Here is a 22,992-nt window from a genome sequence, read left to right on the forward strand (position 1 = left end):
GGCGCGTGATAAATTCTGCGGCATGGAAAACGTGAAGCCGATGATCGCAAACCGTATTACCACCGGGACGACGGGGCTTGACACCATCCTCCGCGGTGGCCTGCCCGCCAACCGGTTGTATCTGCTCGAGGGCCAACCGGGCTCCGGCAAGACCACGATGGCGTTGCAGTTTCTGCTCGATGGCGCAGCCAGGGGCGAAAGCTGCCTGTATGTGACCTTGTCGGAAACCATCGACGAGCTCACCGAAGTGGCCGCCTCGCATGAGTGGTCGCTGGAGCCGCTGCATATTTTCGAGCTGGCCTCGGCCGAAGCGTTCCTGGGCGACGGACGTCAGCAGTCCATCCTGCATCCCTGGGAAATGGAACTGGATGGCACGATCAAGCTCATCCAGGCCGAGGTCGATCGGGTCAAGCCCACACGCGTGGTGTTCGATTCCTTGTCCGAGTTGCGATTGCTGGCGCAGGATTCGCTGCGCTACCGGCGGCAGGTGCTGGCGCTCAAGCAATTCTTTGCCCCACGCAATATCACCGTGTTTCTGGTGGACGACCTGACCGGTGAACATGGCGAGCGCGATGCCCATCTGCACAGCCTCTGTCACGGTGTGGTCTCGCTGGAGCGCATGACACTGGATTTCGGTGCTGCGCGGCGGCGCATGCAGGTGCAAAAGCTGCGCGGGGTCAATTTCATCGCCGGCTACCACGATCTGGCGATCGCGACCGGTGGCTTGCATATCTATCCGCGTTTGATTGCCTCCAACCATCACGTGCCGTTCGTTGGCGATGCGGTGTCCAGTGGCGTGGAGCGGATCGATGCGCTGCTGCATGGCGGCCCGCTGCGCGGTACCAGCACGCTGCTGACCGGGCCGGCCGGCTCCGGCAAGACCAACGTGGCGCTGCAATATGTCAACGCGGCCTGCGAGCGTGGCGAGCACTGCTGCGTGCTGGAGTTCGATGAGCGCACCGGCACATTGTTGACGCGTGCACAAAGCCTGGGCATGGATTTACGCAAGCATCTGCAGTCGGGTTTGCTGGAGCTGCATCAGGTGGATCCGGCCGAACTGACACCCGGCGAGTTTGCCTGGGCCGTGCGGGAAAGCGTGGAAAAGCGCAACTGCCGTGTGCTGGTGATCGACAGCCTCAACGGGTACCTGTCGTCGATGCCGCAGGAAAAGCAGTTGATGTTGCAGATGCACGAGCTGCTGTCGTATCTCAACCAGAGCGGCGTGACCACCTTCCTGATCAATCCGCAGCATGGCCTGGTGGGGACGATGTCCACCGGCAACCTCAACGTGTCCTACATGGCCGATACCGTCGTCCTGTTCCGCTTCTTCGAAGCGCAGGGCCGCATCCGTAAGGCCTTGTCGGTGATCAAGAACCGCAGCGGCGCGCACGAAGATTCGATCCGCGAGCTGCAGATCAGCACGGGCGGTCTGCAGCTGAGCGAGCCGCTGCAAAAATTCCATGGCGTGCTGACCGGCACTCCGCAGTTCGTCGGAGACGATGCGCCGTTGCTGGGGCGTCCCCTTGACCAGTTGTGAGGCAGACGGCTCGATCGTTCACATCATCGCGCCGTTCGGCCGCGATGCCCAAAGCATCGCCGGCATCGTCGGCGAACACGGGTTGACCGAGAAGGTGTATGGCACGCTGGCCGCGCTGGCCGGCGACCTGCTCGACAGTTCCGGTGTGGTGGTCCTGACCGAAGAGGCGGTGGGTGGCGATCTGCAACAGCTGCAGCAGATCCTGCAGGCCCAGGCGGCCTGGTCGGACATCCCGTTCGTGCTGCTGCGTGCGCCGCGCGGCAGCCACCCCGGGCGGCGGGCAAGCCTGCCGCCGGAGATGACCAACGTCATCGAGCTGGAGCGGCCACTGAGTTCGTCGTCGTTGCTGAGTGCGATTTCTACCGCGCTGCGCTCGCGCCAGAAGCAGTTCGTGATCCGCGATCAGATGGCCCAGCTGGCCGAAGGCAGGGCGGCGCTGGCGCTCAGCGAAGCCGAGTTGCGTCGTGTCACCGATGCTCTACCGGTCTTGATCGCGTTCATCGACAAGCACCTGGTCTACCGCTTCGCCAACCGTTCGTATGAAGACTGGATCGGGATCCCGCCGCAGGATGTGATCGGGCGGCCGCTGGTGGACGTGGTGGGGCCTGCGGTGGTGGCCGAGCGTCGCGCGTGGATCGAGGCGGCACTGGCCGGGCGCGCGCTCACGGTGGAGACCAGCTGGCCGCATGCCGATGGGCGTCGCCGCGATGCCGAGATCCGCTACATGCCGCGCTTCGATGCGAACGGCCAGGTGGACGGGTTCCATGTGTTCGCGACCGATGTCACCGCTCGGGCGCTGGCGATGGAATCGATCCAGCAGCAAGCCACCGTGCTGGAGGCCAAGGTGGCCGAGCGCACGGCCGAGCTGCAGCAGCAGATGCAGGCGCGCGAGTCCAGCGAGGCGGCGCTGCGCCAGGCGCAGAAGATGGAAGCGGTGGGCCAGCTGACCGGCGGCATCGCGCACGATTTCAACAACATGCTGACCGGCATCCTGTCTGCGCTGGATCTGGCGCGCCTGCGCATCGATCAGGGGCGCACCGAAGGGCTGGGGCGGTTCCTGGATGTGGCGTCGGCCTCGGCGCTGCGTGCGGCCGCGTTGACGCAGCGGCTGCTGGCGTTTTCGCGCCGGCAATCGCTGGAAGCGCGGCATCTGCAATTGAACGATCTGGTGGTGTCGCTGCAGGATCTGCTGGCGCGCACGCTGGGCGAATCGGTACGCCTGGAAACCGATCTGTGCAGTGCGTTGCCGCAGGCCTACGTCGACGAAAACCAGCTGGAAAGCGCGCTGCTCAACCTGGCCATCAATGCACGCGATGCGATGCCCGACGGTGGGTTGTTGCGCATCGCCACGCGGCATCTGCAGGTACAGGCGCAAGGGCTGGAGCTTGGCCGTGGCATCAGCCTGGCGCCGGGCGACTATGCGGTGGTGTCGGTCACCGACACCGGCACCGGCATGCCGACCGATGTGCTGGAGCGGGTGTTCGAGCCGTTCTACACCACCAAGCCGATTGGGCAGGGCACCGGCCTGGGCATGTCGATGATCTACGGCTTCATGCAGCAGTCCAACGGGCAGGTGTGGGTGGAGTCGCAGATTGGCGCGGGCACCACGGTCAGCCTGTACCTGCCGGCCGGGGTGTCCGTGCCGGGTGCGGTGTCCGAGCCGCAGAGCGGTGCGGTGGTAGCCGGGCAGGGGCAGCAGGTGCTGGTGGTGGAGGACGACGAACAGGTGCGCCTGCTGGTGACCGAGTTGCTGGGCGAATTGGGCTACCAGGCCGAAGTGGTGGCCGATGCGGATGCCGCGTTGCCGATCCTGGCATCGCCGCGGCGGATCGACCTGTTGGTCACCGACGTCGGCCTGCCCGGGCTCAACGGCCGCCAGCTGGCGGAAATCGCGCGGCAGTCGCGCCGCGATCTGCCGGTGATCTTCATGACCGGCTACGCCGAAACCGCGCGCGACCGTGGCGAGTTTCTGGCCGAGGGCATGAGCATGATCGCCAAGCCTTTCACGCTGGGCGAGTTCAGCGGCAAATTGCATGAGGTGCTCGGGCCATCGCCGTGAGCCCGCTGCGCGCAGCCCGGCGCGCGGTTGCCGGTCTGCGGCGGTGACCGCAATCGCGGCGTCGTGTTGCTGCGCTCCGCGGCACACACAAGCGCCGCAGTAAGGCTTGCGGCAGTGGCGGGCGAGACGCGTCGCGCGAGCCGGCCGCCGTGAGCGATAGGTCGCGGTGGAGGTCTAGCGCGCAGCGCGCCCGGATTGCCGCTCGGTGGCCAGCGCTTGCGCCACGGCAATCTTGTCTGCCACCGCCTTCTGCATGGGCGAGCCGGTCTCCAGCAAACCGTGCAGGTGACGCCAGTGCGTGGTAGCGGCCGCGTAGTCGTGCTGCTGGAAATCGCTGATGCCAAGCAGCCACAGCCCGCGCTGGTTGTCCGGCTCGCGCACGATCACCTGTTGCAGGCGCGTGCGTGCGGCCGCGTCGATCGCAAAATCGTCATGCGTGGCCATGTCGGCAGCAATCCAGCCGACGATGGCTGCGCTGGTGTCCGGCGCAAGCTTCAGGGCCTGTGCGTACGCGTCGCGCGCCTCGGCGGGGCGGTTGTTCTGTTCGTGATCCTTGGCCTGCTGCATCCATGCATCGAGTGCCTGCAGTTGGGCGTCGTCGGCAACCGGGGCCTGTGCCTGTGAGGGGGCGGCAACGGCGGCGTGCGTGCTCTGCGGCGGCGCGGCGTCGATGCGCGGTGCGATCGCATCGGGTGTGCCCACCAGCCGATACAGCCCGGCAGTGGCGAGTGGCAGCCCCAGCGCCAGCAGTACCGGCAGCGTGTAGTGCGCGGCGCCATGGCGCGTGGGCTTGCGCAACAGCGGCAGCAGCAAGAGCAGCAGCGCAAGGAGCACCAGCGCGGCGCTTGCGAGATAGAAGCCTGTCATCACCAGTCGTCCTCCGGCCGCGGCGCCACCGGGGTGCCGGCGCGCGCGCGCTGGCGCACGGTGTGGGCCACCACCACCGCGCCGGCGACCAACATCAGTGCCGGCCCGAACCACAGCAACCAGGTGCCGCGCTTGACCGGCGGGTCGTACAGCACGAAGTCCGAATAGCGGTCGACCATGTACTGCTTGATCTGCGCATCGCTGCTGCCGGCCTGCAGCTGCGCAAAGACCTGGTGGCGCAGGTCGCGCGCCAGGCTGGCGTTGGAATCGGCCAGGTTCTCGTTCTGGCACACCAGGCAACGCAGCTGCGCGGTCAGCCGCTGATAGCGCGCTTGTTCGGCGGCATTCTTGAACGGCAGCGGGTCCACTGCCTGCGCCTGGAGACCGGGCGCAATCAGCACGCCCAGCAGCAATACCAGCAACAGCCGCAGCTGCCGCGCCTGCTGCTGGAGATGCGCCTGCAGCCCGCGGTAACGCCCGATCACGGCGCCCCCCTGGGCAGCGCAGCGATGGCCGGCAGCAGCTCGTCGTTGATGACATCCGGGGTCAGCACGCCGATGTGCTTGTAGCGGATCATGCCGTGCGCATCGATCAGGAAACTTTCCGGCGCGCCGTAGACGCCGAAGTCGATTGCGGTCTGGCCGGTTTCGTCGGCAAGCACCACGGCATACGGATTGCCCAGGCGTGCAAGCCAGGCGGTGGCATCGGCCGGCGCGTCCTTGTAGTTGTAGCCGATCAACGGCACGCCAAGGCGTTGGGCCTGCGCCATCAGCACCGGGTGCTCGTGCACGCACTCGGCGCACCAGCTGCCGAACACGTTGAGCACATACGGCTTGCCCAGCAGCTGGTCACGGGAGACGTGCCGCGCGGGCTGATCCAGCTGCGGCAGCGAGAACGCCGGGGCCGGTTTGCCGATCAGCGGCGAGGGCACCTCGCGCGGGTTGTGCTGCATCGTCCAGTAGATGCCGAAGCCGAACAGGGCGGCCACCACCAAAAACCCCAGCAGGGGCAGCATGCGATTCACGGGTGCGACTCCTGCGCGATGACCATGCCATCGTGTGCGGGGACTGCGGCAGGCCTGGCGGCGCTGGCCGGTGCACGAAAGCGCCGTGCGCAGGCGCTGACGAAACCGCCCAGCATCATCAGCAGGCCGCCGGCCCAGATCCAGCGGATGAAGGGCTTGTAGTACAGCCGCAGCGTCCAGTCGTATTCGATGTGTTGATCGTCCAGCGGCTCGCCGAGTGCGACATACAGGTCACGGGTGATGCCGGGGTCGATCGCCGATTCGGTCTGGATGCGCTCGCTGCTGTACAGGCGTTTTTGCGGATGCAGTTGCGCCACCACCTGGCCATCGCGACTGACCTGCACGCTGCCTTGTTCGGCCTTCCAGTTGGGACCATCGATCAATTGCACGCCGTCGAAGCGGAAGCTGTAGCCGGCGATCTCGGCGGTTTGCCCAGGTGCCAGGCGCACGTCGCGTTCGACCGACAGGCTTTCGGACACCAGCACGCCGGCAACGAAGACCGCCACGCCGGCATGCGCGATCAGCATGCCGGCCATTTCAGCCGGGAAACGCCGGCCGCGCGGCAGCTCGCGCCAGCGCTTGTAAACGTACAGCGCGGTACCGGCGGCCACCCAGGTCGCCACGCCGATGCCGGCGATGGCCTTGGCCTGTCCATCGGCAACGATGCTGCCGACCAGCGCACAGGCCATCGCCGCGATGCCGGCACGGGTGCCGAGCGCCTTCAATGGCGCGGCATCGGCCTGGCCCCAGCGCAGGTAGGGGCCGAATGGCAGCAACAGCACCACCGGCAGCATCAACAGCGGGAACAACAGGCCGAAGTAGGGCGGCCCCACCGAGACCTTGCCCAGGCCGAAGGCATCGGCAATCAGCGGGAACAAGGTGCCCAGCAGCACCATGGCGGCGGCCACGGTGAGCAGCAGATTGCCGATCAGGATCGCGGTCTCGCGCGAGACCGCAGCGAACGGTTTGCCGCTGGCGATCCTGGGCGCGCGCAGCGCGTACAGCAGCAACGAGCCGCCGACCACCGCGACCAGGAAGATCAGGATGTAGAGGCCGCGGCGCGGGTCGGCCGCGAACGCGTGCACCGAGGTCAGCACGCCCGAGCGCACCAGGAAGGTACCTAGCAGCGACAACGAAAACGCCAGGATCGACAGCAGGATGGTCCACGCGCGCAGACTGCCGCGTTTTTCGGTGACCGCCTGCGTGTGGATCAACGCGGTGCCGACCAGCCACGGCATGAAACTGGCGTTTTCCACCGGGTCCCAGAACCACCAGCCGCCCCAGCCCAGCTCCGCATATGCCCACCAGCTGCCGGCGACGATGCCGGCGGTGAGGCAGGCCCAGGCCACGTTGGTCCACGGCCGCGCCCAGCGCACCCAGGCCTGTTCCAGCTCGCCGCCCAGCAGCGCGGCGACCGCAAACGCGAACGCCACCGAGAAGCCGACGTAGCCGGTGTACAGCACGGGCGGGTGGAAGGTCATGCCCGGGTCCTGCAGCACCGGATTGAGCTCGTTGCCATCCAGCGGGATCGGTGACAGCCGCCCGAACGGATTGGAGGTCAGCAGGATGAAGGCCAGGAAGCCCACCGACACCAGCCCCAGCACCGCCAGCACGCGGGCGGCGAAGTGCTGCGGCAGATGCCGGCTGAAGGCGGCCAGCAGCACCGTCCAGGTGGCGAGGATGGCGATCCACAGCAGCAGCGAACCTTCATGCGCGCCCCACACTGCGGCAAACCGGTAGTACCAGGGCAGGGCGATGTTGGCGTTGGCGGCGACGTATTGCACCGAAAAATCCAGCGACAGCAACGACCACGCGAGCAGCCCGAAGGCCATCCACACGAACACTGCCTGGCCAAGCGCGGCCGGGCGCGCAATGCCCATCAGTGCAGCGTTGCCGCGCCAGGCACCGATCAGCGGCAACACGCCCTGGGCAAGCGACAGCAGTAACGCCAGGATCAGTGCGATCTGGCCGAGTTCAGGCGTCATGGATAGGTCGCTGGGTGTAACCAAGAAGAGTCATTGCAGTGCCTTGCGCCAGCCGACAACGCATCAGCGCGGCGCAGACAGCGGCACGGCGGTGGCAGCAATCGGCTTGCCGACATGGCCTTCGGCCATCGCGTCTTTCAGTTCCTTGGGCATGTAGGTTTCGTCGTGCTTGGCCAGCACTTGGTTGGCGACAAAGCGCCCGCCCTGCATGCGCCCGTTGGCGATCACCGATTGGTTGTCGCGAAACAGGTCCGGCAGGATGCCGGTGTACTCGACCTGGGTGGCTGCGTGTTTATCGATGACGGTGAAGCTGACGTTCAACGAGTCGCTGGCGCGCTGGATCGAGCCGGCCTTGACCATGCCGCCCAACCGGAATTGCTGGTAACCGGCCGCTTCGCCGGCGTGTACCTGGCTGGGAGTGAACAGATAGCTCATGTTCCGCTGCAATGCGAACACGATCAGCGTGCCGGCCAGTGCGGCGGCGGCCAGCACGCCGATGACCAGCCACAGGCGCTGCTTGCGGGTGGCATTCATGGTGCGTCGCGCTCCAGTGTCGGCAAGGGCACATTGCGCTGGCGGCGCGGCGTCTGCCGCTGCAGTTGACCGCGCAGCTCGCGCGGCAGGCGCCGGCCCCGCAACCACGGCGATGCCAGATCGGCCAGCAGCACCAGCACGAACACCGCATACGAAGTCCACACGTAGTGACCGTAGCCACCCATCGCCAGGAAGCTGCTCATGCGGTGCGTTCCGCCAGCACGATGCGGCGTGCCCAGTCCTTGCCGCTGTCCAGTGCCAGCAACTCCACCCGTACCCGCCCGAACAGGCTGGCGATGTAATAGCACTTGGTGGCCAGCATCATGGTCAGCAACGGCCACAGCATGTCCGCGCCCATCTTGGAGGGGCCGAGCAGGCGCACGGTGGAGCCCTGGTGCAGCGTGTTCCACCACACCACCGAGTAATGCACGATGGGCAGGTTGATCAGGCCCACCAATGCGAGCAGGCCGGCCGCGCGCATCGCCTGGCGGCGGTCTTCCACCGCGTAGTACAGGCCCAGCACGCCCAGATACAGAAACAGCAGCAGCAATTCCGAGGTCAGCCGCGCGTCCCAGGTCCACCAGGTGCCCCACATCGGCTTGCCCCACAGCGCGCCGGTGCACAAGGTGATGAAGGTAAAGGCCGCGCCGATCGGTGCCGACGCCATGGTCACCACCTCGGCCAGCTTGATCCGCCACACCAGCGCGATGAAGGCCGACACGCCCATCGCCGCATAGATGAAGAGGCTCATCCAGGCGCTGGGCACGTGGATGAAGATGATGCGGTAAGCGTCGTGCTGTTGATAATCCGGCGGCGCCAGCACCAGCCCGCCATAAGCGGCCACTGTGCCCAGGGCCAGGGCCAGCGCCAGCGCCCAGGGACGCACGCGCCCGGCAAAGCGGTAGAACAGCGGCGGTGAGCTCAGCTTGTGCAGCCACAACGGGATCCACTTGGCCATGCCGGTGTCGTCAGTTGGAATGTTTGGAAGGCGACAACGCGTCGACCGCCGCGCCGGCATTGACCTGCAGCTGGCCATCGGAGACCTTGCTGGTGCGCTGCAACAGCTCGCGCAGCGCGCTGGCGTCCATCGACGGCGACAGCGACAACAACAACGCGGCCATGCCGCTGACGTGCGCGGTGGCCATCGACGAGCCGGAGGTGAAGTCGTAACGGCCGTTGGGCTGGGTGGTCAGGATGTCCTTGCCGGGTGCGCTGAGCACCCCCGGCATCGCCGCGCTGGCACTGCTGCTGCGCACCACCAGCACGCCCGGCACGTCGTTGGGAAACCCATCCAGCCGGCCGTTGGGCGGCATGGCTGCCACCACGATGCGGCCTTGCTGCACCAGGTGCAGCAGCATCTTGCTCAGCAGCGGGTCGGCCGGGCCGCCCAGGCTCAGGTTGACCACCCGCGCGGAGCTGTTGTTGATCGCCGCCAGCGCCTTGGCCAGGGTGAAGGTGTTGCAGCGGGCGGTGGCGCCGACCGTGGGCGCATACCAGCACGCCTTGTAGATGCTCAGCATGGCCTTGGGCGCCATGCCGACGATGCCTTGATGGTTGTTGCTGCCGGCGGCGATGATGCCGGCCACTTCGGTGCCGTGCGAATCGGTGCTGGTCATGACCGGCGTGTCGTCGACCAGATCGTGCACGTCGCGGATGCGCGTCTTCAGGTCGGGGTGGCTGGTATCCACGCCGGTGTCGACCACGGCCACCACCACGCCACGGCCCTGGGTGACGGTCTGCGCGCTGGCGGCATCGGTGTCGATGAAGCCGCGCTGCATGTCCACGTACGGGTCGTTGTAGCCCGACAGCGGGGTGCTCTTTTCGGCGGCATCGGCAGAAAATACCGAGAAATCCTGCACCGGCTGCACCAGCTCCACGCCGTCGTCGTGGGACAGCGTGCTGACCAGCGCATCGCGCGACACGCCTTCTGGCGGCTGCAGCACCGCGCAGTACAGCCCCAGCGAGGTGATCGGCCAGCCGGAGACCTCGCGCAGTTTGTAGCGCCGCTTGATGGCTTCCATGCGCACGGCGGCCTTCTGCCCGGCACCGTAGTAACTGGAGGCGTAGCCGATCAGGCTGGAGCCGGCACGCGCCGGTGGTGCGCTGAGCGGATTGGCCACCGCCAGCAGGATGTCGCGGCTGGCATCGGGTGTATGCGCATCGGCCGGGGCAGACGCCGCGGCGATGGCGGCCATGTTCGCAGTGTCCTGCGTGGGCGCGGCAGCGTGCGCGCTGCCCTGCAGGCCCAGGCCGATGAGGGTGACGCACAGGCCGATGGCGAGAAGACGGCTCATGGGGCGGAGACGATCTCGGCCAGCCGGATGGCCGGATTGGCGCGCAGTTTCTGCACGGTCTGCTGCGGCTGCGGCTGCGGCTGCGGCGCGGCCGGCACCACGGTGTAGGCGCCCAGGTCGTTGGGTCCGGCGATGACCTGCAACTGCTGCGCGCGCAGCAGGCGATCCCAGTCGGCCACGGTCATCCTGGCATCGGGCACCACGCGGATGGCGCCCTGCGGCACCGGCAACGCGGTTGCGCTGCTCAGCGTGCGGTAGTCGTGCGTGGGGGCCGGCGAGGCCAGCTTGACGCCCATGACGCCCAGGCCGATGGCCTGCACCAACGCGGCGGCGGCCAGTGCGCGCACCGTCCAGCTGCCGGAGCGGCGTACTGCCGGTGCCGGCGCGGTGCGCTGTTCGGGGGCATCCAGGCGGCCGAGCAGGCGTTGCAGCCCGGCATTGGGGTCCAGCGTGACGGCCGATGGCAGCGCCAGCGCCTGGCGCAGACGATTTTGCTGCGCGAACTCGGCGCTGCATGAGGCGCACTTGGCCACGTGCGCAATCAGCCAGCTGTGTTCTTCCTCGGTGGCGCTGTCCAGCAGGACGGCTGGCATCAGCTCCCACGCGTGCGAGCATTCCTTGCCAGGCGCGATGAAAAACGTCTTCATTGCATGGTCTCCGTGTAAGGCGCGCTGCCGGCCAGGCCGGGCAGCACGTTGCGTAATTTGACCCGTGCATGGAACAGCCGGGCTTTGATCGTGCCCACCGGGCACTGCATGATGTCGGCGACTTCTTCCAGCTTGTGGCCGACGCCGTAGACCAGTTCGATCACCAGGCGCTGATCCGGCGACAGGCGCTCCATGCCCTTGTCCAGCCAGTCGCGCAGCTCGCGGTCGTCGTTGTCGTCTGCACTGGGGGCGTGCTCTTCCACCACCGCGGTGTCGTCGATGGCTTCACCGTCATGCTGGCGCAGGCACTTGAGCCCGCAGCGGTAGGCGATGCCCATGATCCAGGTCGACACCTGCGAATCGCCGCGGAAGTCGCCGGCTTTCTGCCAGGCGATCCAGAAGCAGTCGTTGATGGCCTCCTCGATGATGTCGGGACGGCGGGTCAGGCGCGACAGAAACCGGCACAACCGCCCGTGATAACTGGTGTACATGCTGGCCAACGCGTCGCGATCGCCCGCCGCCATGCGGCGCAACAGCATGCGGTCGGTGGCATCGCCCAGGGTGTCGGTGTCATTCATCGAGGCAGGCATGGCGTAGGACACCTTTGAGTGCCCGCAGGCGGGCAAAAGGTTGCGGGTGGATCAGAACGCGCGCGAGACCATGCCCACCCAGGGCGTTTCGCCGGGGCCGCCCTGCGCGCGCGGGGTGTTGCTGCTGGTCAGGATCCGGTCCAGCTTCACGGTCCATGCGGCGCGGTTCCATTTCAGGCCCAGTTGGCCATACCGATAGCGGCCGGAACTGGCGGCGCCGTAGGTCATCGCCGGAAAATCGGAGATGCCGGCGCCGGCGGAGAGACTGAAACTGGACGACAGCGGTACGCTGGCGGTGACGTCGATCACCTTGTTCCAGGGCGAGCGCTGCGCGCGCGGGAAATTGAAGGTGGACAGCGAAAAGGTCAGCATGTCGCGGTAGGACCAGGCCAGGCTCGCTTCCTGGCGGTCGAAGGTGCGCGACTGGCGGTCGGCCGGGTAGGCGTAGTACAGCAGGCTGGCCTGCATCTGCCAGCGGTCGTCCAGCATCCAGGCGCGCGCGCCCTGGATGGTGAATGCCACCGGCTTGCTGAGCGACGGCGACTGCAGTGCGGCAGAGACCGAGGTCGACCAGCCCGGCGACGGCAGCCAGTAGCCGGCGGTCTGCAGGGTGACGCGGTTGGGCGCAATCGCAATGCCGCGATCGATCAGGGAGGAGGCGACTGCGACCGCACCGCCAAGATTATCGGCCAGTGCATTGCCGCAGGGGCTCAGGAGCAGGGCGAGCATGACTGCATGGCGCAGCTGTAAGCGCCGGGCCTGCGGTGCCGGCGTTCTGCAATGCGCGTGCAGGCAGGGCACGCATCGAGGCGACGAGGAGTATGACGGTGCAGGGCCGTGCGATGCCGCCCACGGCCGCCCCCCGCAGGCGCAGAGGCGTCGCGGTGGGTACGGAGACTGCTTGGCGGACAGCAGGTTCGGCAAGGGCGTAGGGCATGGACACGAAGCGGGGCGCGATAGTGACCCATCACGCAGGACGAGACCGCCCCGGCTGTGGCGGTTCCGTCCGTATACGCGAAGGTGTCGGCTCAGGCAACGCGATACCGCGCACCCGTCCTGGTGCGGCATGTGATCGGCTGCCGGCCGCGGAGACTGCGGCCGGCAGGCTGTACCGGGCTTGAAGCGATCGCCCCTGCCTGAGCGCGGTCTTCAGACACATGCAGCGATGGCTTGGGCAGACCCGACTGCCTTGCCGTCCCCGTGCCGGCAGTGACACCCCCGCCGGCCGGCGTTTCCGGCATGGCTTGCCGTTCGTCTCAGTGCAGGGTGTTGAGGTAGGCGATCAGGGCGTCCAGCTCTTTCTCGTCTTCAAGCCCTTCGTACTTCATCTTCGTACCCGGTATCGCCTTCTTCGAATCCGCTCTCAGGAAGGCCTTGAGGCCGGCCGCATCCCAGGTGCGCTTGCTTGCCTTGAGCTCAGGGGAGTAGCCGCTGAAGTCCGCCACCGCGCCGGCAGGGCGATTGACGATGCCGAACAGGGAGGGACCCTTCTTGTTCTTGCCCTGCGTGGCGCTATGGCATTCGGCGCATTCGGTCGCAAAGACGCTCTTGCCATCGGCGGCGCGCGCCGGCGTGGCCAGGGTTGCGCCGGCCAGCAACAGGCCGGCCAACGGTGCGCATAACAACGTTTTGTGGAATGGGTGCATATGAGTCCGTACGGTTGCGTGCAACGGTGGGGGATCAGAACGCCAGGTTGACCGACAGCGAGAAGCTGTCGAGATCGCGCGGATTGGTGATCGGCGGGCCACGGAACACGTTGGAGGTGCTGCCGTTGAATTTGTCGAACCGGAACCAGCCAGCGGAAACGCGCAGGTTGGCGTTGGTGGTATAGGTGCCTTCGCGGCCGAACGGGCTCCAGTACAGCAGGATCAGATTGCTGGTGGTGTCGGGGATGCCCACCGGCGAATAGCGCGCCGCATCGAACGAGCCGGTGTTGATCATGTGCGCGGCCAGCACGCCATAGGTCTGCTTGAAGGCGTAGTTCACGCTGAAGGTCTGATCGCGCACGCTGCCGCGGTCCAGCGCCGGCATGGTCGGGTCGGACGGAATCAGCGGGCTGCCGTATTTGCGGCGCTCGTAGATGTTGACGTAGGCCAGCGACGCCACGTGCTCGCGCGTGCCGAGGAACTGGTAGGTGAGGTCGTAGCCGAAGTCGGTGAGGTCGTCGCTGGGCCCGTTGCGCGGGCGCTGGCGACGCGTGTTGAGCGCAGTCAGGCCCACAGAGAAGAACTGCCGCTTCATGTCCTTCATGTAGGCCACGCGCGCGTAGGTGGTGTCGCTGAGCTTGCCCGGGTCGCCGTTGATCGGCCAGCCGAGACGGTCCTGTGCGGACGGCGACAAGGCGCTGTAGCTGCCCACTTCGCCGTACCAGTTCTTGTCGTACAGCCCGTACACGCTGGCACCGATGACGCGGTTGGACAGCGACGAGGAGCTGAGCATGGTGGAGGCGCCGCCGTTGGACGCTGGGGTCAGCGTGGAGGCATTGGGCAACACGTGGATCGGGTCGGAGATGCCCGGATTGTTGTTGACGCTGACACCGACCATGGTGTCCTTGCCGGCCAGCTGGAACGGCTTGGTCACAAAGCGCAGATCGACGTCGTCGAGGCGGGTATCGAAGGTGGCATTGCCGCTGTTGTTGGAGCGGATCTTGGAGTAGCCGCCGACGTTGTCGCTGACGCGGCCGGCCAGATACAGGTCGGCCTGGGTCAGGCGTGCGGTGCTGTCGCCACGGCTGGGATTGTTGCGCGACCAGGTGAGCTGGCCGGACACCGGGATCTTGGTGCCGTTGCCGTCGGTATCGGTGAAACCGCCGAGCTTGAAGCGCATGCCATACGGCGTGAGCGAGGGGCCGTACGAGCCGATGTGGCAATCGGCGCAGGACGAACCGGTCTGGCGTGCAAAGGCGGCAACCGCCTGCGCCTGGTTGCTCGCCATCAGCAGCAACGGGCCGGTGACGCACAGCAACGACGTCAGGGAGGCGGCACGCGAGGCGGTGGCGCGGCGCGGAGCTAGCTGGGAGTTAGGCATGGAAAGTCCTTGTTCGGCGGGACGGAATGCAACGGAGTGGATGCGTGCGGAGAACGGGTGAGGGCTCATGCGTGCTTGCCCGGCAACACGCGGCGCAACAGGCCATCGCGCAACACCAGGTGATGCCAGAGCGCGGCACCGATGTGCAGCAGCACCAGCGCCAGCAGCGCCCAGGCCGCATTCAAGTGCCAGGTGCCCAGGGTGTCGCCGAGATCCGCGTCCACCTCGATCAGGTTCGGCAGCGGCAGGCCGAACAGATACACCGTCTTGCCGAAGGCGTTGCTCAGCGACCAGCCGATCAGCGGCAGTGCGAGCATCAGGCCGTACATGGCCAGGTGGGTGGCACCGGCCAGCAAGCGGGTGATCAGCGGGGCGGGCGGGCCGGGCGGCAGCTTGCGCAGACGCAGGCGCAGGGCGACGCGCAACACGAACAGCAGCAACACCATCAGGCCGAAGTGGCGGTGGCCTTCCAGCAGCCACTGACGCAATGCGCGACCATCGAGTTCGGCGCGCAGCAGGATCAGGCTGGCCGCCATCACCAGGCACAGCACCGTGAGCCAGTGCAGCACGCGCATCGGTTTGGGGAGCGGAATGACGCGCGCGGCCGGCGCGGTGTCTGGCGCCGATGGCAGCGCGGTGGCATCGGCGCTGGCCGCCGGGTCGGGAGCTTGAGGGGAAGAACGCATCTGGTCGGTGTCCTCACCGGTGGTGGTCGTTGGTTCCGGCAATGCGTGTCGCGCTGCCAGGCCTGGCTCCCCACGCCGGCCAAGCTGCGGCCAGGTGAACGTGCACCGATATGTGCGGCGATGCCGATGAAAGGTTGCATCGCCACAACGAATTTTTATCGCGGCGGCGGGACATCGGCGCTGCGCCACGCGTGCTGCTGCGCTTGCGCGCACGCCGCTTCGCAGGGCCCCGGCGTGGCGCAACCTTTCGCGCATCGCGGCGCACTCAGGCATGTCGCACTACGTGCAGTCAGCGGTAACGCCCCCGGATCATGGCCTTCGAACCCATCCAGTTGCATACCCACGGTGATGATCGCGGCCTGCTCGTGTCGTTGGAGCAGCAGCGCAATGTCCCGTTCGAGATACGCCGCGTGTACTACCTGTTCGGCACCCGCAGTGGCGTGCACCGTGGACAGCACGCGCACCGCCAGCTCAACCAGCTTGCGGTGGCCTTGCACGGCTCGGTGAGGATCCTGCTGGACGAGGGCAAAGGCGATGGCCCGACCGAAGTGGTGCTGGACGACCCGGCGCAAGGCCTGCTGCTGGGCCGCATGGTGTGGCGCGACCTGCATCACTTCAGCCCCGACTGCGTGCTGATGGTGCTGGCCGACCAGTTCTACGACCCGGGCGACTACATCCTGGACTACGACCAATTCCTGAGCGAAGTGCGTGGCCATCGCAACGATGCACGCAGGTTGGAAGCATGAGCACGCGCAAGCCGCTGGTGATCGTCGGTGCGGGCGAGTTCGCCCAGATCGCCTGCGAGTACTTTCGGTACGATAGCGACTACGAGGTGGTCGCCTTCAGCGTGGAGCGCGATTTCCTGTTGCGGCCCAGTCTGGCCGAGCTGCCGGTGGTGGCTTACGAAGACCTCGAACAGCGCTACCCGCCTGCGGCGTACGAGGTCTTCGTTGCGATTCCTGCCACGCAGTTGAACCGCCTGCGTGCGCGGTTCTACGCGGATGTGGTGCGTCGCGGCTATCGCTGCGCCAGTTATGTCAGCTCGCGTGCCTTCGTGTGGCGCAATGCCGAGATCGGTGCCAACACGTTTGTCTTTGAAGGCAATGTCATCCAGCCCTTCACCGGTATCGGCAACAACTGCATCCTGTGGAGCGGCAACCATATCGGCCATCGCACCGTGGTGCAGGACCACGTGTTCATTGCCTCGCATGCGGTGATTTCCGGCTATTGCGAGATCGGGCAGGGCAGCTTCGTCGGCGTCAACGCCACGCTCAGCGACAAGGTGCGGATTGCCCCGCACAACATCATTGGCGCGGGCGCCCTGGTGACCCGGCATACCGAGCCCGAACGCGTGTATGTCGGCTCACCGGCACGCGCCGTGGCAGGCAGATCCGCGTTCGACGTGGAGCTGTAGACATGTTCGCCTGGACCAAGCGAGGCCTGGTGTTCGACGTCGCACGTGATGGCGTGGGCGGCTGGATGCAGCATGCGGCGTTGACGCCCACCCCGTACCGGCTGTCCGCGCAGGTGCTGCGCGTGTATGCCGGCTTTCGCGACACGCAGGGAGTGAGCCGGATCGGCTACGTGGATGTGCGTGCCGATGCGCCGACGCAGATCGTTGGCGTGAGCGCCAGGCCGGTGCTGGACATCGGGCGCGACGGCCGCTTCGACGACAACGGCATGATCCTGGGCGACGTGGTGGACGGGCCGGATGGCCTGTACATGTTCTATGTCGGCTTTCAGCGCGTGGCCAAGGCCAAGTTCCTGGCGTTCACCGGCCTGGCTGTCTCACACGATGGCGGCGAGACGTTTCAGCGCCACCAGGACACGCCGCTGCTGGACCGTGCGCCCGGCCGCAGCATCATCGCAGCGGTGCATTCGGCACGCTATGAAGATGGACGCTGGCGGCTGTGGTACGCGGTTGGCGATGACTGGGAATATATCGGCGGCCAGCCGTATCCGCGATATCACATCCGCTATGCCGAGACCGATGCGTTGAGCTGCATTCCCCTTGACGATAGTGTGTGCCTGCGCCCGCAGGGCACGGAATACCGAATCGGACGTCCGCGCGTCTACCGCCTTGGCGGACGCTATCTGATGTACTTCACCCGCGGCGATACCGCGGGTGGTTACTTCCCGGGCATCGCCTTCAGCCACGACGGCGTGCACTGGGAGCGGGACGACCGCCAGCTTGGGCTGCGACTGTCCGAGACCGGCTGGGATGCGCAGACGCTGTGTTATCCGGCACTGATCCAGCACGGCGAGCGTGTGTTGATGTTCTACAACGGCAATGCGATGGGGCAGGCCGGCTTCGGCCTGGCCGACGCTGCGTTGCCGGTGGAGCTGCAGGGCTGCCATGTATTCGGTTAGGCCCTATACCACCAGCGATGCAGCCAGATGGGACGCGCTTGTCACCTGCTCGCGCAATGGCAATCTGTTGCATCGGCGCGGCTACATGGACTATCACGCAGACCGATTCGTGGACGCGTCGCTGCTGGTGGAACGTGGCGGCGAGGTGGTGGCGGTGTTTCCGGCCAGTGTGCACGGCGACTGCGTCAGCAGCCACGCCGGTCTTACCTATGCCGGTCTGCTCGTCTCGACGGCCTTGCGCGCAGGCGCGAGCTTGCAGGTGTTCGAGCTGATCGCAGCGCATTACCGGGCAACAGGTGTGCGTGAGATCGTCTACAAGCCGGTGCCACATGTCTTTCATGCGTACCCGGCCGAAGAAGACCTCTACGCGCTGCATCGTGTAGGCGCGCAGCTGTCTCGGCGCGACCTGTCGTCAGTGATTGCATTGCGTCAGCCTTTTGCCTTCAGTGCCGAGCGGCGGCGGTCGATCGCCAAGGCGCGCAAGGCCGGTGTGCAGATCCAGACCGGCACCGGGCTGGAAGAGTTTCATGCGCTGCTCAGCGATGTGTTGCGGCGCCATGCCGTGGCGCCCACGCATCGCCTGGAGGAGTTGCAGCTGCTGCAGGGGCGCTTCCCGCATCACATCGTGCTGCATGAAGCGCGTGCCGAGGGGCGGTTGCTGGCAGCGGCACTGGTCTACGACTTCGGGCGCAGCGTGCACACCCAGTACCTGGCGGTTTCCGAGCGCGGGCGCCAGCTGGATGCGCTGAGCCTGTTGCTGGCCGAGCTGATCACGCAGGTGTATGCGGCGCGCGATTACTTCAGCTTCGGCATTTCCACCGAGCAGGGGGGGCTGGTGCTCAACGAGGGGCTGGTCGAACAAAAGGAGCGCTTCGGCGCGCGGGCCGTGGTACAGGATGTCTATCGATGGACCTTGTAATGGATGTGCCTTTCCTGGATTTGCGCGCGGTCAATGCGCGGTATGCGGACGAACTCAAGGCCGCCGCCGCGCGGGTGATCGATGCCGGCTGGTACGTGCTGGGCCAGGAGCTGGCCGGGTTCGAAGAAGAGTTTGCCAGCTACTGTGGCGTCGCCCATGCCGTGGGCGTGGGCAATGGCCTGGATGCGCTGTCGTTAATCCTGCGTGGCTATCGGGAGCTGGGCGCGCTGCGCGAGGGTGATGAGATCATCGTGCCTGCCAACACCTTCATTGCCACCTTTCTGGCGATCAGCCAGAACCATCTGGTGCTGGTGCCAGTGGAGCCGGATCCGGCCACCTTCAACATGGATCCGGCCAGTGTGGAAAAGGCGATCGGGCCACGCACCCGCGCCATCATGGCAGTGCACCTGTACGGTCAGCTGGCCGATATGGCGGCGTTGCAGACGCTGGCGCACCGCTACGGGCTGCTGTTGATCGAAGATGCGGCGCAGGCGCACGGTGCGATGGCGCACGGCCGGCGTGCCGGTGCCTTCGGCGATGCCGCCGCTTTCAGTTTCTTTCCGACCAAGAATCTTGGTGCGCTGGGCGACGGCGGCGCGGTGGTCACCGCCGATACCCATCTGGCCGAGCGCATTCGCGCGCTGCGCAACTACGGCTCGGAGGTGAAGTATCACCATCTGTATCAGGGCGTGAACTCGCGCCTGGATGAGCTGCAGGCCGCCTTGCTGCGGGTCAAGCTTGGCTATCTGGACGAAGAGATCGCGCTGCGGCGCGAGGTGGCGCAGCGCTATCTGCAGGGGATCGACAACCCCTCCATCACGCTGCCGGCCGTGGTCAGCGACGAGCAGCATGTCTGGCATCTGTTCGTGGTGCGTAGCCCGCAGCGCGATGCGTTGCAGGCGCATCTGCTGCGCCATGGCATCCACACCCAGATTCATTACCCGGTGCCGCCGCATCGGCAGCCGGCCTACGCCACGCTGGGCGATGCCTGCCTGCCGGTCAGCGAGCGCCTGCATGCGGAGGTGCTCAGTCTGCCGATGAGCCCGACGCTGGACGCCGCGTCGGTGCAGCGGGTGATTGACGCATGCCAATCCTTCGGCGCCCGCACATGAATCTGCTGCGCAGCGGCGCCTACACCGGCGTTGCGACGTTGGCCAAGCTGCTCGCTGCACTGGTGGTGGTCAAGCTGGTGGCCATCCATGCCGGGCCGCAAGGGGTGGGCCGGCTCGGGCAGTTCCTCAATCTGATGTCGGTGCTGGCGGTGCTGGCCGGTGGCGGCATCAGCGCCGGGATCGTCAAGTATGTGGCCGAATATCGCGGCGACCCGCAGGCCCAGGCACGCCTGCTGGGCACGGCGCTGTGGTATGCGTTTTGCGCCTCCTGCGTGCTGGCCGTGCTGGCACTGCTGTTCAGTCAGGCGCTCGCCGAACGTCTGCTGGGCGATGCCGGCTACCGGCCGCTGATCTGCGTGCTGGCGATCGCGCAGCTGGGCATTGCAGTGGTCAATTACATTCTTGCCGTGATCAACGGTTTCATGGACGTGCGCCGCCTGGCCGTGGTGCAGGTGAGCGGTGCGGTATTGAGTGTGGCCTTGGTGGCGTGGTGGTCCAGCCGGGCCCAGTTGCAGGGCGCGCTACTGGCGCTGGTGCTGGGACAGGTGCTGTGGCTGCTGGCCGGCGTGCCGGCCTTGCGGGCCAGCCCCTACTTTCGACGCGAGATGCTGCGCATGCGCTTCGATGCGCCGATGGCGCGCCGTCTGGCCGCGTTTTCGGTGATGACGCTGACCTCCACGCTGGTGCCGCAAATGGTGGTCATGCTGGTGCGTGACCATCTGGTCGCGCAGTTTGGCTGGCAGCAGGTCGGCTACTGGCAGGCCGTGAGCCGGGTGTCGGATGCGTACCTGCTGTTCTTCACCACCGCCATCAATGTGTATTACCTGCCCAAGCTGGCCTCGTTGCACGAGCGTGCCGCGCTGGGGCGCGAGCTGCGCGCCGCGTACCGCTACGTGATGCCTGCGGTGATCGGCATGGCCCTGGGCGTCTATATCTGCCGCGACTGGGTGACCTGGGTGCTGTTCGACCAAGGATTTTCCCCGGCCAGGGCGTTGTACGCGCCTCAACTGCTCGGCGACGTGGTCAAGATTGCCGCCTTCGTGTTGTCGTATGTGATGCTGGCCAAGGCGATGACGCGCGTGTTCGTGCTGTCCGAATGCGTATTTGCGGCCAGTTACCTGGGGTTGGTGTACCTGTGCACCGCGCACTTCGGCCTGGTCGGTGCGATGTACGCGTTCGTCGCCAACTACGTGCTGTACCTGCTGTTCAACATCGTGGTGGTGCGTCGCTACCTGGTGCAACCGGCGTGAGCGAACGAATGCCCCTGTCGGAGCGTGCACACTGGCCGCTGGTGTCGGTGCTGATCCCGGCATTCAACCACGCGCGCTTCGTCCAGCGTTGCCTGGACAGCGTGCTGGAAGAACCTTACCCGTGCAAGGAGATCGTCATCATTGACGATGGCTCCAGCGATGCGACCGCAGAGAAGATCGGTGAGTGGGTCGCGCAGCACGGGCACCGGCTGCCGGTGCAATTTGTGCAGCGGGAGAACCGGGGTGTGGCTGCCACGCTCAACGAGCTGGCCCTGCGTGCCAACGGCGACTATCTGCGCCTGGGTGCCAGCGACGATTACCTGCTGGCGGGCGGTCTCGATGCACAGGTGCGTTACCTGCGTGCGCACCCACAAAAGCTGGCAGTGATCGGCGATGCCTGCGTGGTCGATCAGCACGGGCAGCGCTTGCACGACAGTGCCATGCGCGACCTGCACGGTGTGGACGTCGATCTGTATCGCTCCGGGCCCGGGATCCGGCGTGCGGTGATCCGGCACTGGGCGGTCAGCGGTGCAGTGGCGCTGTTGCGGCGCAGTGCTTTCGATGCCCGCAGCGGCTGGGACGAGTCGTTGCGCATCGAAGACTGGGACTTCTTTCTGCGCCTTGCTGCACGTGATGCGCTGGGATTTGTCGACATGCAGGTGTGCGCCTACCGCCTGCATGGCAGCAATCTCAGCAAGACCGTCGACGTGCGTGCGCGCATCGCCAATCTGAGCGAGTCGCGGCAGGTTGCGCTGCGCTGCGCGAAGCTGTTCGACGAAGAATCTGACCGCACGCTGTTGCGTGCGCAATCGCGCTACATCGCCGCCAAGGTGGCCTACCTGCAACGCCGGCCGCTTGCCCTGGCCGGCCATCTGCTGGCCTATGCCTGGTTATCGCTGCAGGCACGCTGGCGACCGGGGCATGCGGCGCGCGCGACGGAGCCGGTATGACGAGGCTGTTGCGACGACCGGCAAGCTATCTGGCGTTACCGATGTTGCTCAGCTGCGCATTGACGTGGCTCACCTATACGCTCCCCGATGGCTACGGCGCGGGCGTGGCGTTGCTCGCAGTCGCTGCGGCGTCGACCTGTGCGCTCGATGCGCTCCTGCGGACACACTTGCCCGATATCGAGCACTTCCGCCGCTACCGCTACGCCGGCACCCGCGACGCTTTCCTGGCACTGACCCTGGCGGCGGTAGTCACCGTGTTCTGCATCGCCGATGTGGTGCTGTTTCCGATTCCGCTGTTCAGCGATCCCGCGTCTTACGCAACCTTGAGCCCGGCGCGCTCGCATGTGCGGCACATCTCCAATATGTGCTGGATCCTGCCGCCGATCGCGCTGCTATGCGTGCGCCACCGCGGCCTGCGCGCGGCGATGGTGACGCTGGGGTTTGTCTTCCCGATCGTGGTGATCGATCGCAACCGCATCTTTGCCGGGCTGTTTTCCTTCGTGCTGGTGATGCTGCTGTGCCGCGATGCGGCACGCCGCTTGCCGTGGAAGACCATCGGCCTGTTGCTGCTGGCGGGCGGCGGCGTGTTCTCGGTGCTTGGCGCCTTGCGGTCCGGCTCGCTGGCCACCGTGGCGCTGCCGTTCAGTGCGTTCTACCGCGCCATGCCGCAGGGGCTGCAGTGGCTGCTGCTGTACATCAGCGCCGGGCCCTACAACTTCGGCGCGATGCTCGCCAAGGGCTACGTCAACGCCAGCTTCCTGATCAACCAGCTGGTGCCCTTCAGCGGCTCGATTGCCACTGCCGGCACCGGCATTCCGCTGGACGCGCCCAACATCAACGTGGGCACCGAGTTCTTCCCGTTTTTGATGGCTTGGGGCGCCCCCGGTGCCTTGCTGGCGTTGCTGGCGCTGTATGCGGGCCTGGTGTGGAGCGTGCGCCGGCTCAACCGGTCGTTGTCGATCTTCCATGTGCTGATCTTCCTGCGCATCGCCTATGCCTGCGTGATGTCGCCCTTTGCACCACAGGCGTTTACCTGGACCAACTTCGGCTTCATTGCGCTGTGCCTGGTGTTGCATGCCTGCACCGTGCTGCTGCCCAACCGCCATGCCCCACGCCCGTCTGCCGTGTAAGTACACCGCCA

Annotated in this window: 24 protein-coding genes; 10 read left to right on the plus strand and 14 right to left on the minus strand. The window is 66.4% G+C overall.

From position 1 onward, the window contains the following. Positions 1-22: 22 nt before the first annotated feature. Together ACCQ10_RS08465 and ACCQ10_RS08470 are read left to right on the plus strand one after the other, a co-directional pair. Positions 23-1,537, plus strand: a complete 1,515-nt coding sequence (locus ACCQ10_RS08465) for an ATPase domain-containing protein (RefSeq protein ID WP_372362763.1) — start codon at positions 23-25, stop codon at positions 1,535-1,537. Beyond that, complete coding sequence (locus tag ACCQ10_RS08470; protein WP_372362764.1) at positions 1,524-3,596, plus strand: PAS domain-containing protein; 2,073 nt, start codon at positions 1,524-1,526, stop codon at positions 3,594-3,596. Before ACCQ10_RS08465 ends, ACCQ10_RS08470 begins: the two co-directional genes overlap by 14 nt. 174 nt (positions 3,597-3,770) lie before the next feature. Here the strand turns inward: ACCQ10_RS08470 and ACCQ10_RS08475 are convergent, their stop codons facing one another. From ACCQ10_RS08475 to ACCQ10_RS08540, 14 genes are all read right to left on the minus strand, one after another. Then, on the minus strand, positions 3,771-4,463 hold the full coding sequence (locus tag ACCQ10_RS08475) for a tetratricopeptide repeat protein (protein WP_372362765.1): 693 nt from the start codon (positions 4,461-4,463) through the stop codon (positions 3,771-3,773). After that, a complete protein-coding gene (locus ACCQ10_RS08480; RefSeq protein WP_372362766.1) occupies positions 4,463-4,948 on the minus strand; it encodes a cytochrome c-type biogenesis protein in 486 nt (161 codons plus the stop codon). Before ACCQ10_RS08480 ends, ACCQ10_RS08475 begins: the two co-directional genes overlap by 1 nt. After that, positions 4,945-5,487, minus strand: a complete 543-nt coding sequence (locus ACCQ10_RS08485) for a DsbE family thiol:disulfide interchange protein (RefSeq protein ID WP_372362767.1) — start codon at positions 5,485-5,487, stop codon at positions 4,945-4,947. Before ACCQ10_RS08485 ends, ACCQ10_RS08480 begins: the two co-directional genes overlap by 4 nt. Then, positions 5,484-7,472, minus strand: coding sequence for a heme lyase CcmF/NrfE family subunit (locus ACCQ10_RS08490; RefSeq protein ID WP_372362768.1), 1,989 nt, complete (start codon positions 7,470-7,472; stop codon positions 5,484-5,486). Before ACCQ10_RS08490 ends, ACCQ10_RS08485 begins: the two co-directional genes overlap by 4 nt. Positions 7,473-7,535: 63 nt before the next feature. Next, positions 7,536-8,006 carry a cytochrome c maturation protein CcmE gene (ccmE, locus tag ACCQ10_RS08495; protein ID WP_372362769.1) on the minus strand — a complete coding sequence of 157 codons (471 nt, stop codon included), beginning with the start codon at positions 8,004-8,006 and terminating at the stop codon, positions 7,536-7,538. Further along, positions 8,003-8,209 (minus strand): heme exporter protein CcmD, encoded by a 207-nt coding sequence (gene ccmD / locus ACCQ10_RS08500; protein ID WP_372362770.1) that lies wholly within the window; start codon positions 8,207-8,209, stop codon positions 8,003-8,005. Before ccmD ends, ccmE begins: the two co-directional genes overlap by 4 nt. After that, entirely contained in the window at positions 8,206-8,964 is a 759-nt protein-coding gene (gene ccmC / locus ACCQ10_RS08505; protein WP_372362771.1) for a heme ABC transporter permease CcmC, read from the minus strand. Before ccmC ends, ccmD begins: the two co-directional genes overlap by 4 nt. Before the next feature lie 10 nt (positions 8,965-8,974). Beyond that, positions 8,975-10,300, minus strand: a complete 1,326-nt coding sequence (locus ACCQ10_RS08510; protein ID WP_372362772.1) for a S8 family serine peptidase — start codon at positions 10,298-10,300, stop codon at positions 8,975-8,977. Next, on the minus strand, positions 10,297-10,947 hold the full coding sequence (locus tag ACCQ10_RS08515) for an anti-sigma factor family protein (RefSeq protein WP_372362773.1): 651 nt from the start codon (positions 10,945-10,947) through the stop codon (positions 10,297-10,299). The genes ACCQ10_RS08510 and ACCQ10_RS08515 overlap by 4 nt, the downstream gene beginning before the upstream one ends. Next, positions 10,944-11,537: an RNA polymerase sigma factor gene (locus ACCQ10_RS08520; RefSeq protein WP_179455132.1), complete on the minus strand. Its 594-nt coding sequence runs from the start codon at positions 11,535-11,537 to the stop codon at positions 10,944-10,946. Before ACCQ10_RS08520 ends, ACCQ10_RS08515 begins: the two co-directional genes overlap by 4 nt. A 51-nt stretch (positions 11,538-11,588) precedes the next feature. Continuing rightward, positions 11,589-12,266 (minus strand): hypothetical protein, encoded by a 678-nt coding sequence (locus ACCQ10_RS08525; RefSeq protein ID WP_372362774.1) that lies wholly within the window; start codon positions 12,264-12,266, stop codon positions 11,589-11,591. Positions 12,267-12,793: 527 nt separating this feature from the next. Next, positions 12,794-13,183: a c-type cytochrome gene (locus ACCQ10_RS08530; protein ID WP_047696832.1), complete on the minus strand. Its 390-nt coding sequence runs from the start codon at positions 13,181-13,183 to the stop codon at positions 12,794-12,796. 34 nt (positions 13,184-13,217) lie between these two features. After that, entirely contained in the window at positions 13,218-14,564 is a 1,347-nt protein-coding gene (locus ACCQ10_RS08535; RefSeq protein WP_372362775.1) for a cytochrome C, read from the minus strand. Between the two features lie 65 nt (positions 14,565-14,629). Further along, entirely contained in the window at positions 14,630-15,250 is a 621-nt protein-coding gene (locus ACCQ10_RS08540) for a cytochrome b (protein ID WP_372362776.1), read from the minus strand. Positions 15,251-15,561: 311 nt separating this feature from the next. Here ACCQ10_RS08540 and ACCQ10_RS08545 point away from each other — a divergent pair, with 311 nt between their 5' ends. From ACCQ10_RS08545 to ACCQ10_RS08580, 8 genes are read left to right on the plus strand one after another with little or no spacing between them, the layout of a single operon-like run. After that, on the plus strand, positions 15,562-15,996 hold the full coding sequence (locus tag ACCQ10_RS08545) for a sugar 3,4-ketoisomerase (RefSeq protein WP_166750463.1): 435 nt from the start codon (positions 15,562-15,564) through the stop codon (positions 15,994-15,996). Beyond that, complete coding sequence (locus tag ACCQ10_RS08550) at positions 15,993-16,664, plus strand: acetyltransferase (RefSeq protein WP_372362777.1); 672 nt, start codon at positions 15,993-15,995, stop codon at positions 16,662-16,664. Before ACCQ10_RS08545 ends, ACCQ10_RS08550 begins: the two co-directional genes overlap by 4 nt. A gap of 2 nt (positions 16,665-16,666) precedes the next feature. After that, entirely contained in the window at positions 16,667-17,620 is a 954-nt protein-coding gene (locus tag ACCQ10_RS08555; RefSeq protein ID WP_372362778.1) for a glycoside hydrolase family protein, read from the plus strand. Beyond that, entirely contained in the window at positions 17,607-18,539 is a 933-nt protein-coding gene (locus tag ACCQ10_RS08560) for a GNAT family N-acetyltransferase (protein ID WP_372362779.1), read from the plus strand. The genes ACCQ10_RS08555 and ACCQ10_RS08560 overlap by 14 nt, the downstream gene beginning before the upstream one ends. Continuing rightward, complete coding sequence (locus tag ACCQ10_RS08565; protein ID WP_372362780.1) at positions 18,539-19,651, plus strand: DegT/DnrJ/EryC1/StrS family aminotransferase; 1,113 nt, start codon at positions 18,539-18,541, stop codon at positions 19,649-19,651. Before ACCQ10_RS08560 ends, ACCQ10_RS08565 begins: the two co-directional genes overlap by 1 nt. Beyond that, complete coding sequence (locus ACCQ10_RS08570) at positions 19,648-20,901, plus strand: O-antigen translocase (protein WP_372362781.1); 1,254 nt, start codon at positions 19,648-19,650, stop codon at positions 20,899-20,901. The genes ACCQ10_RS08565 and ACCQ10_RS08570 overlap by 4 nt, the downstream gene beginning before the upstream one ends. 8 nt (positions 20,902-20,909) lie before the next feature. After that, positions 20,910-21,851 (plus strand): glycosyltransferase, encoded by a 942-nt coding sequence (locus tag ACCQ10_RS08575; protein ID WP_372363084.1) that lies wholly within the window; start codon positions 20,910-20,912, stop codon positions 21,849-21,851. Further along, positions 21,848-22,981: a hypothetical protein gene (locus tag ACCQ10_RS08580; RefSeq protein WP_372362782.1), complete on the plus strand. Its 1,134-nt coding sequence runs from the start codon at positions 21,848-21,850 to the stop codon at positions 22,979-22,981. The genes ACCQ10_RS08575 and ACCQ10_RS08580 overlap by 4 nt, the downstream gene beginning before the upstream one ends. Positions 22,982-22,992 lie beyond the last annotated feature (11 nt).

The organism is Xanthomonas sp. NCPPB 1325 (assembly GCF_041477645.2).
GTDB classification, from domain to species: Bacteria; Pseudomonadota; Gammaproteobacteria; order Xanthomonadales; family Xanthomonadaceae; genus Xanthomonas; species Xanthomonas cannabis.

Coding starts and splice junctions, on each gene's coding strand:
- ACCQ10_RS08465 (WP_372362763.1), top strand. CDS start 23: ATGGAAAACGTGAAGCCGATGATCGCAAACCGTATTACCACCGGGACG.
- ACCQ10_RS08475 (WP_372362765.1), bottom strand. CDS start 4,463: ATGACAGGCTTCTATCTCGCAAGCGCCGCGCTGGTGCTCCTTGCGCTG.
- ACCQ10_RS08490 (WP_372362768.1), bottom strand. CDS start 7,472: ATGACGCCTGAACTCGGCCAGATCGCACTGATCCTGGCGTTACTGCTG.
- ccmE (WP_372362769.1), bottom strand. CDS start 8,006: ATGAATGCCACCCGCAAGCAGCGCCTGTGGCTGGTCATCGGCGTGCTG.
- ccmD (WP_372362770.1), bottom strand. CDS start 8,209: ATGAGCAGCTTCCTGGCGATGGGTGGCTACGGTCACTACGTGTGGACT.
- ccmC (WP_372362771.1), bottom strand. CDS start 8,964: ATGGCCAAGTGGATCCCGTTGTGGCTGCACAAGCTGAGCTCACCGCCG.
- ACCQ10_RS08510 (WP_372362772.1), bottom strand. CDS start 10,300: ATGAGCCGTCTTCTCGCCATCGGCCTGTGCGTCACCCTCATCGGCCTG.
- ACCQ10_RS08515 (WP_372362773.1), bottom strand. CDS start 10,947: ATGAAGACGTTTTTCATCGCGCCTGGCAAGGAATGCTCGCACGCGTGG.
- ACCQ10_RS08520 (WP_179455132.1), bottom strand. CDS start 11,537: ATGCCTGCCTCGATGAATGACACCGACACCCTGGGCGATGCCACCGAC.
- ACCQ10_RS08525 (WP_372362774.1), bottom strand. CDS start 12,266: ATGCTCGCCCTGCTCCTGAGCCCCTGCGGCAATGCACTGGCCGATAAT.
- ACCQ10_RS08530 (WP_047696832.1), bottom strand. CDS start 13,183: ATGCACCCATTCCACAAAACGTTGTTATGCGCACCGTTGGCCGGCCTG.
- ACCQ10_RS08535 (WP_372362775.1), bottom strand. CDS start 14,564: ATGCCTAACTCCCAGCTAGCTCCGCGCCGCGCCACCGCCTCGCGTGCC.
- ACCQ10_RS08540 (WP_372362776.1), bottom strand. CDS start 15,250: ATGCGTTCTTCCCCTCAAGCTCCCGACCCGGCGGCCAGCGCCGATGCC.
- ACCQ10_RS08545 (WP_166750463.1), top strand. CDS start 15,562: ATGGCCTTCGAACCCATCCAGTTGCATACCCACGGTGATGATCGCGGC.
- ACCQ10_RS08550 (WP_372362777.1), top strand. CDS start 15,993: ATGAGCACGCGCAAGCCGCTGGTGATCGTCGGTGCGGGCGAGTTCGCC.
- ACCQ10_RS08555 (WP_372362778.1), top strand. CDS start 16,667: ATGTTCGCCTGGACCAAGCGAGGCCTGGTGTTCGACGTCGCACGTGAT.
- ACCQ10_RS08560 (WP_372362779.1), top strand. CDS start 17,607: ATGTATTCGGTTAGGCCCTATACCACCAGCGATGCAGCCAGATGGGAC.
- ACCQ10_RS08565 (WP_372362780.1), top strand. CDS start 18,539: ATGGATGTGCCTTTCCTGGATTTGCGCGCGGTCAATGCGCGGTATGCG.
- ACCQ10_RS08570 (WP_372362781.1), top strand. CDS start 19,648: ATGAATCTGCTGCGCAGCGGCGCCTACACCGGCGTTGCGACGTTGGCC.
- ACCQ10_RS08575 (WP_372363084.1), top strand. CDS start 20,910: ATGCCCCTGTCGGAGCGTGCACACTGGCCGCTGGTGTCGGTGCTGATC.
- ACCQ10_RS08580 (WP_372362782.1), top strand. CDS start 21,848: ATGACGAGGCTGTTGCGACGACCGGCAAGCTATCTGGCGTTACCGATG.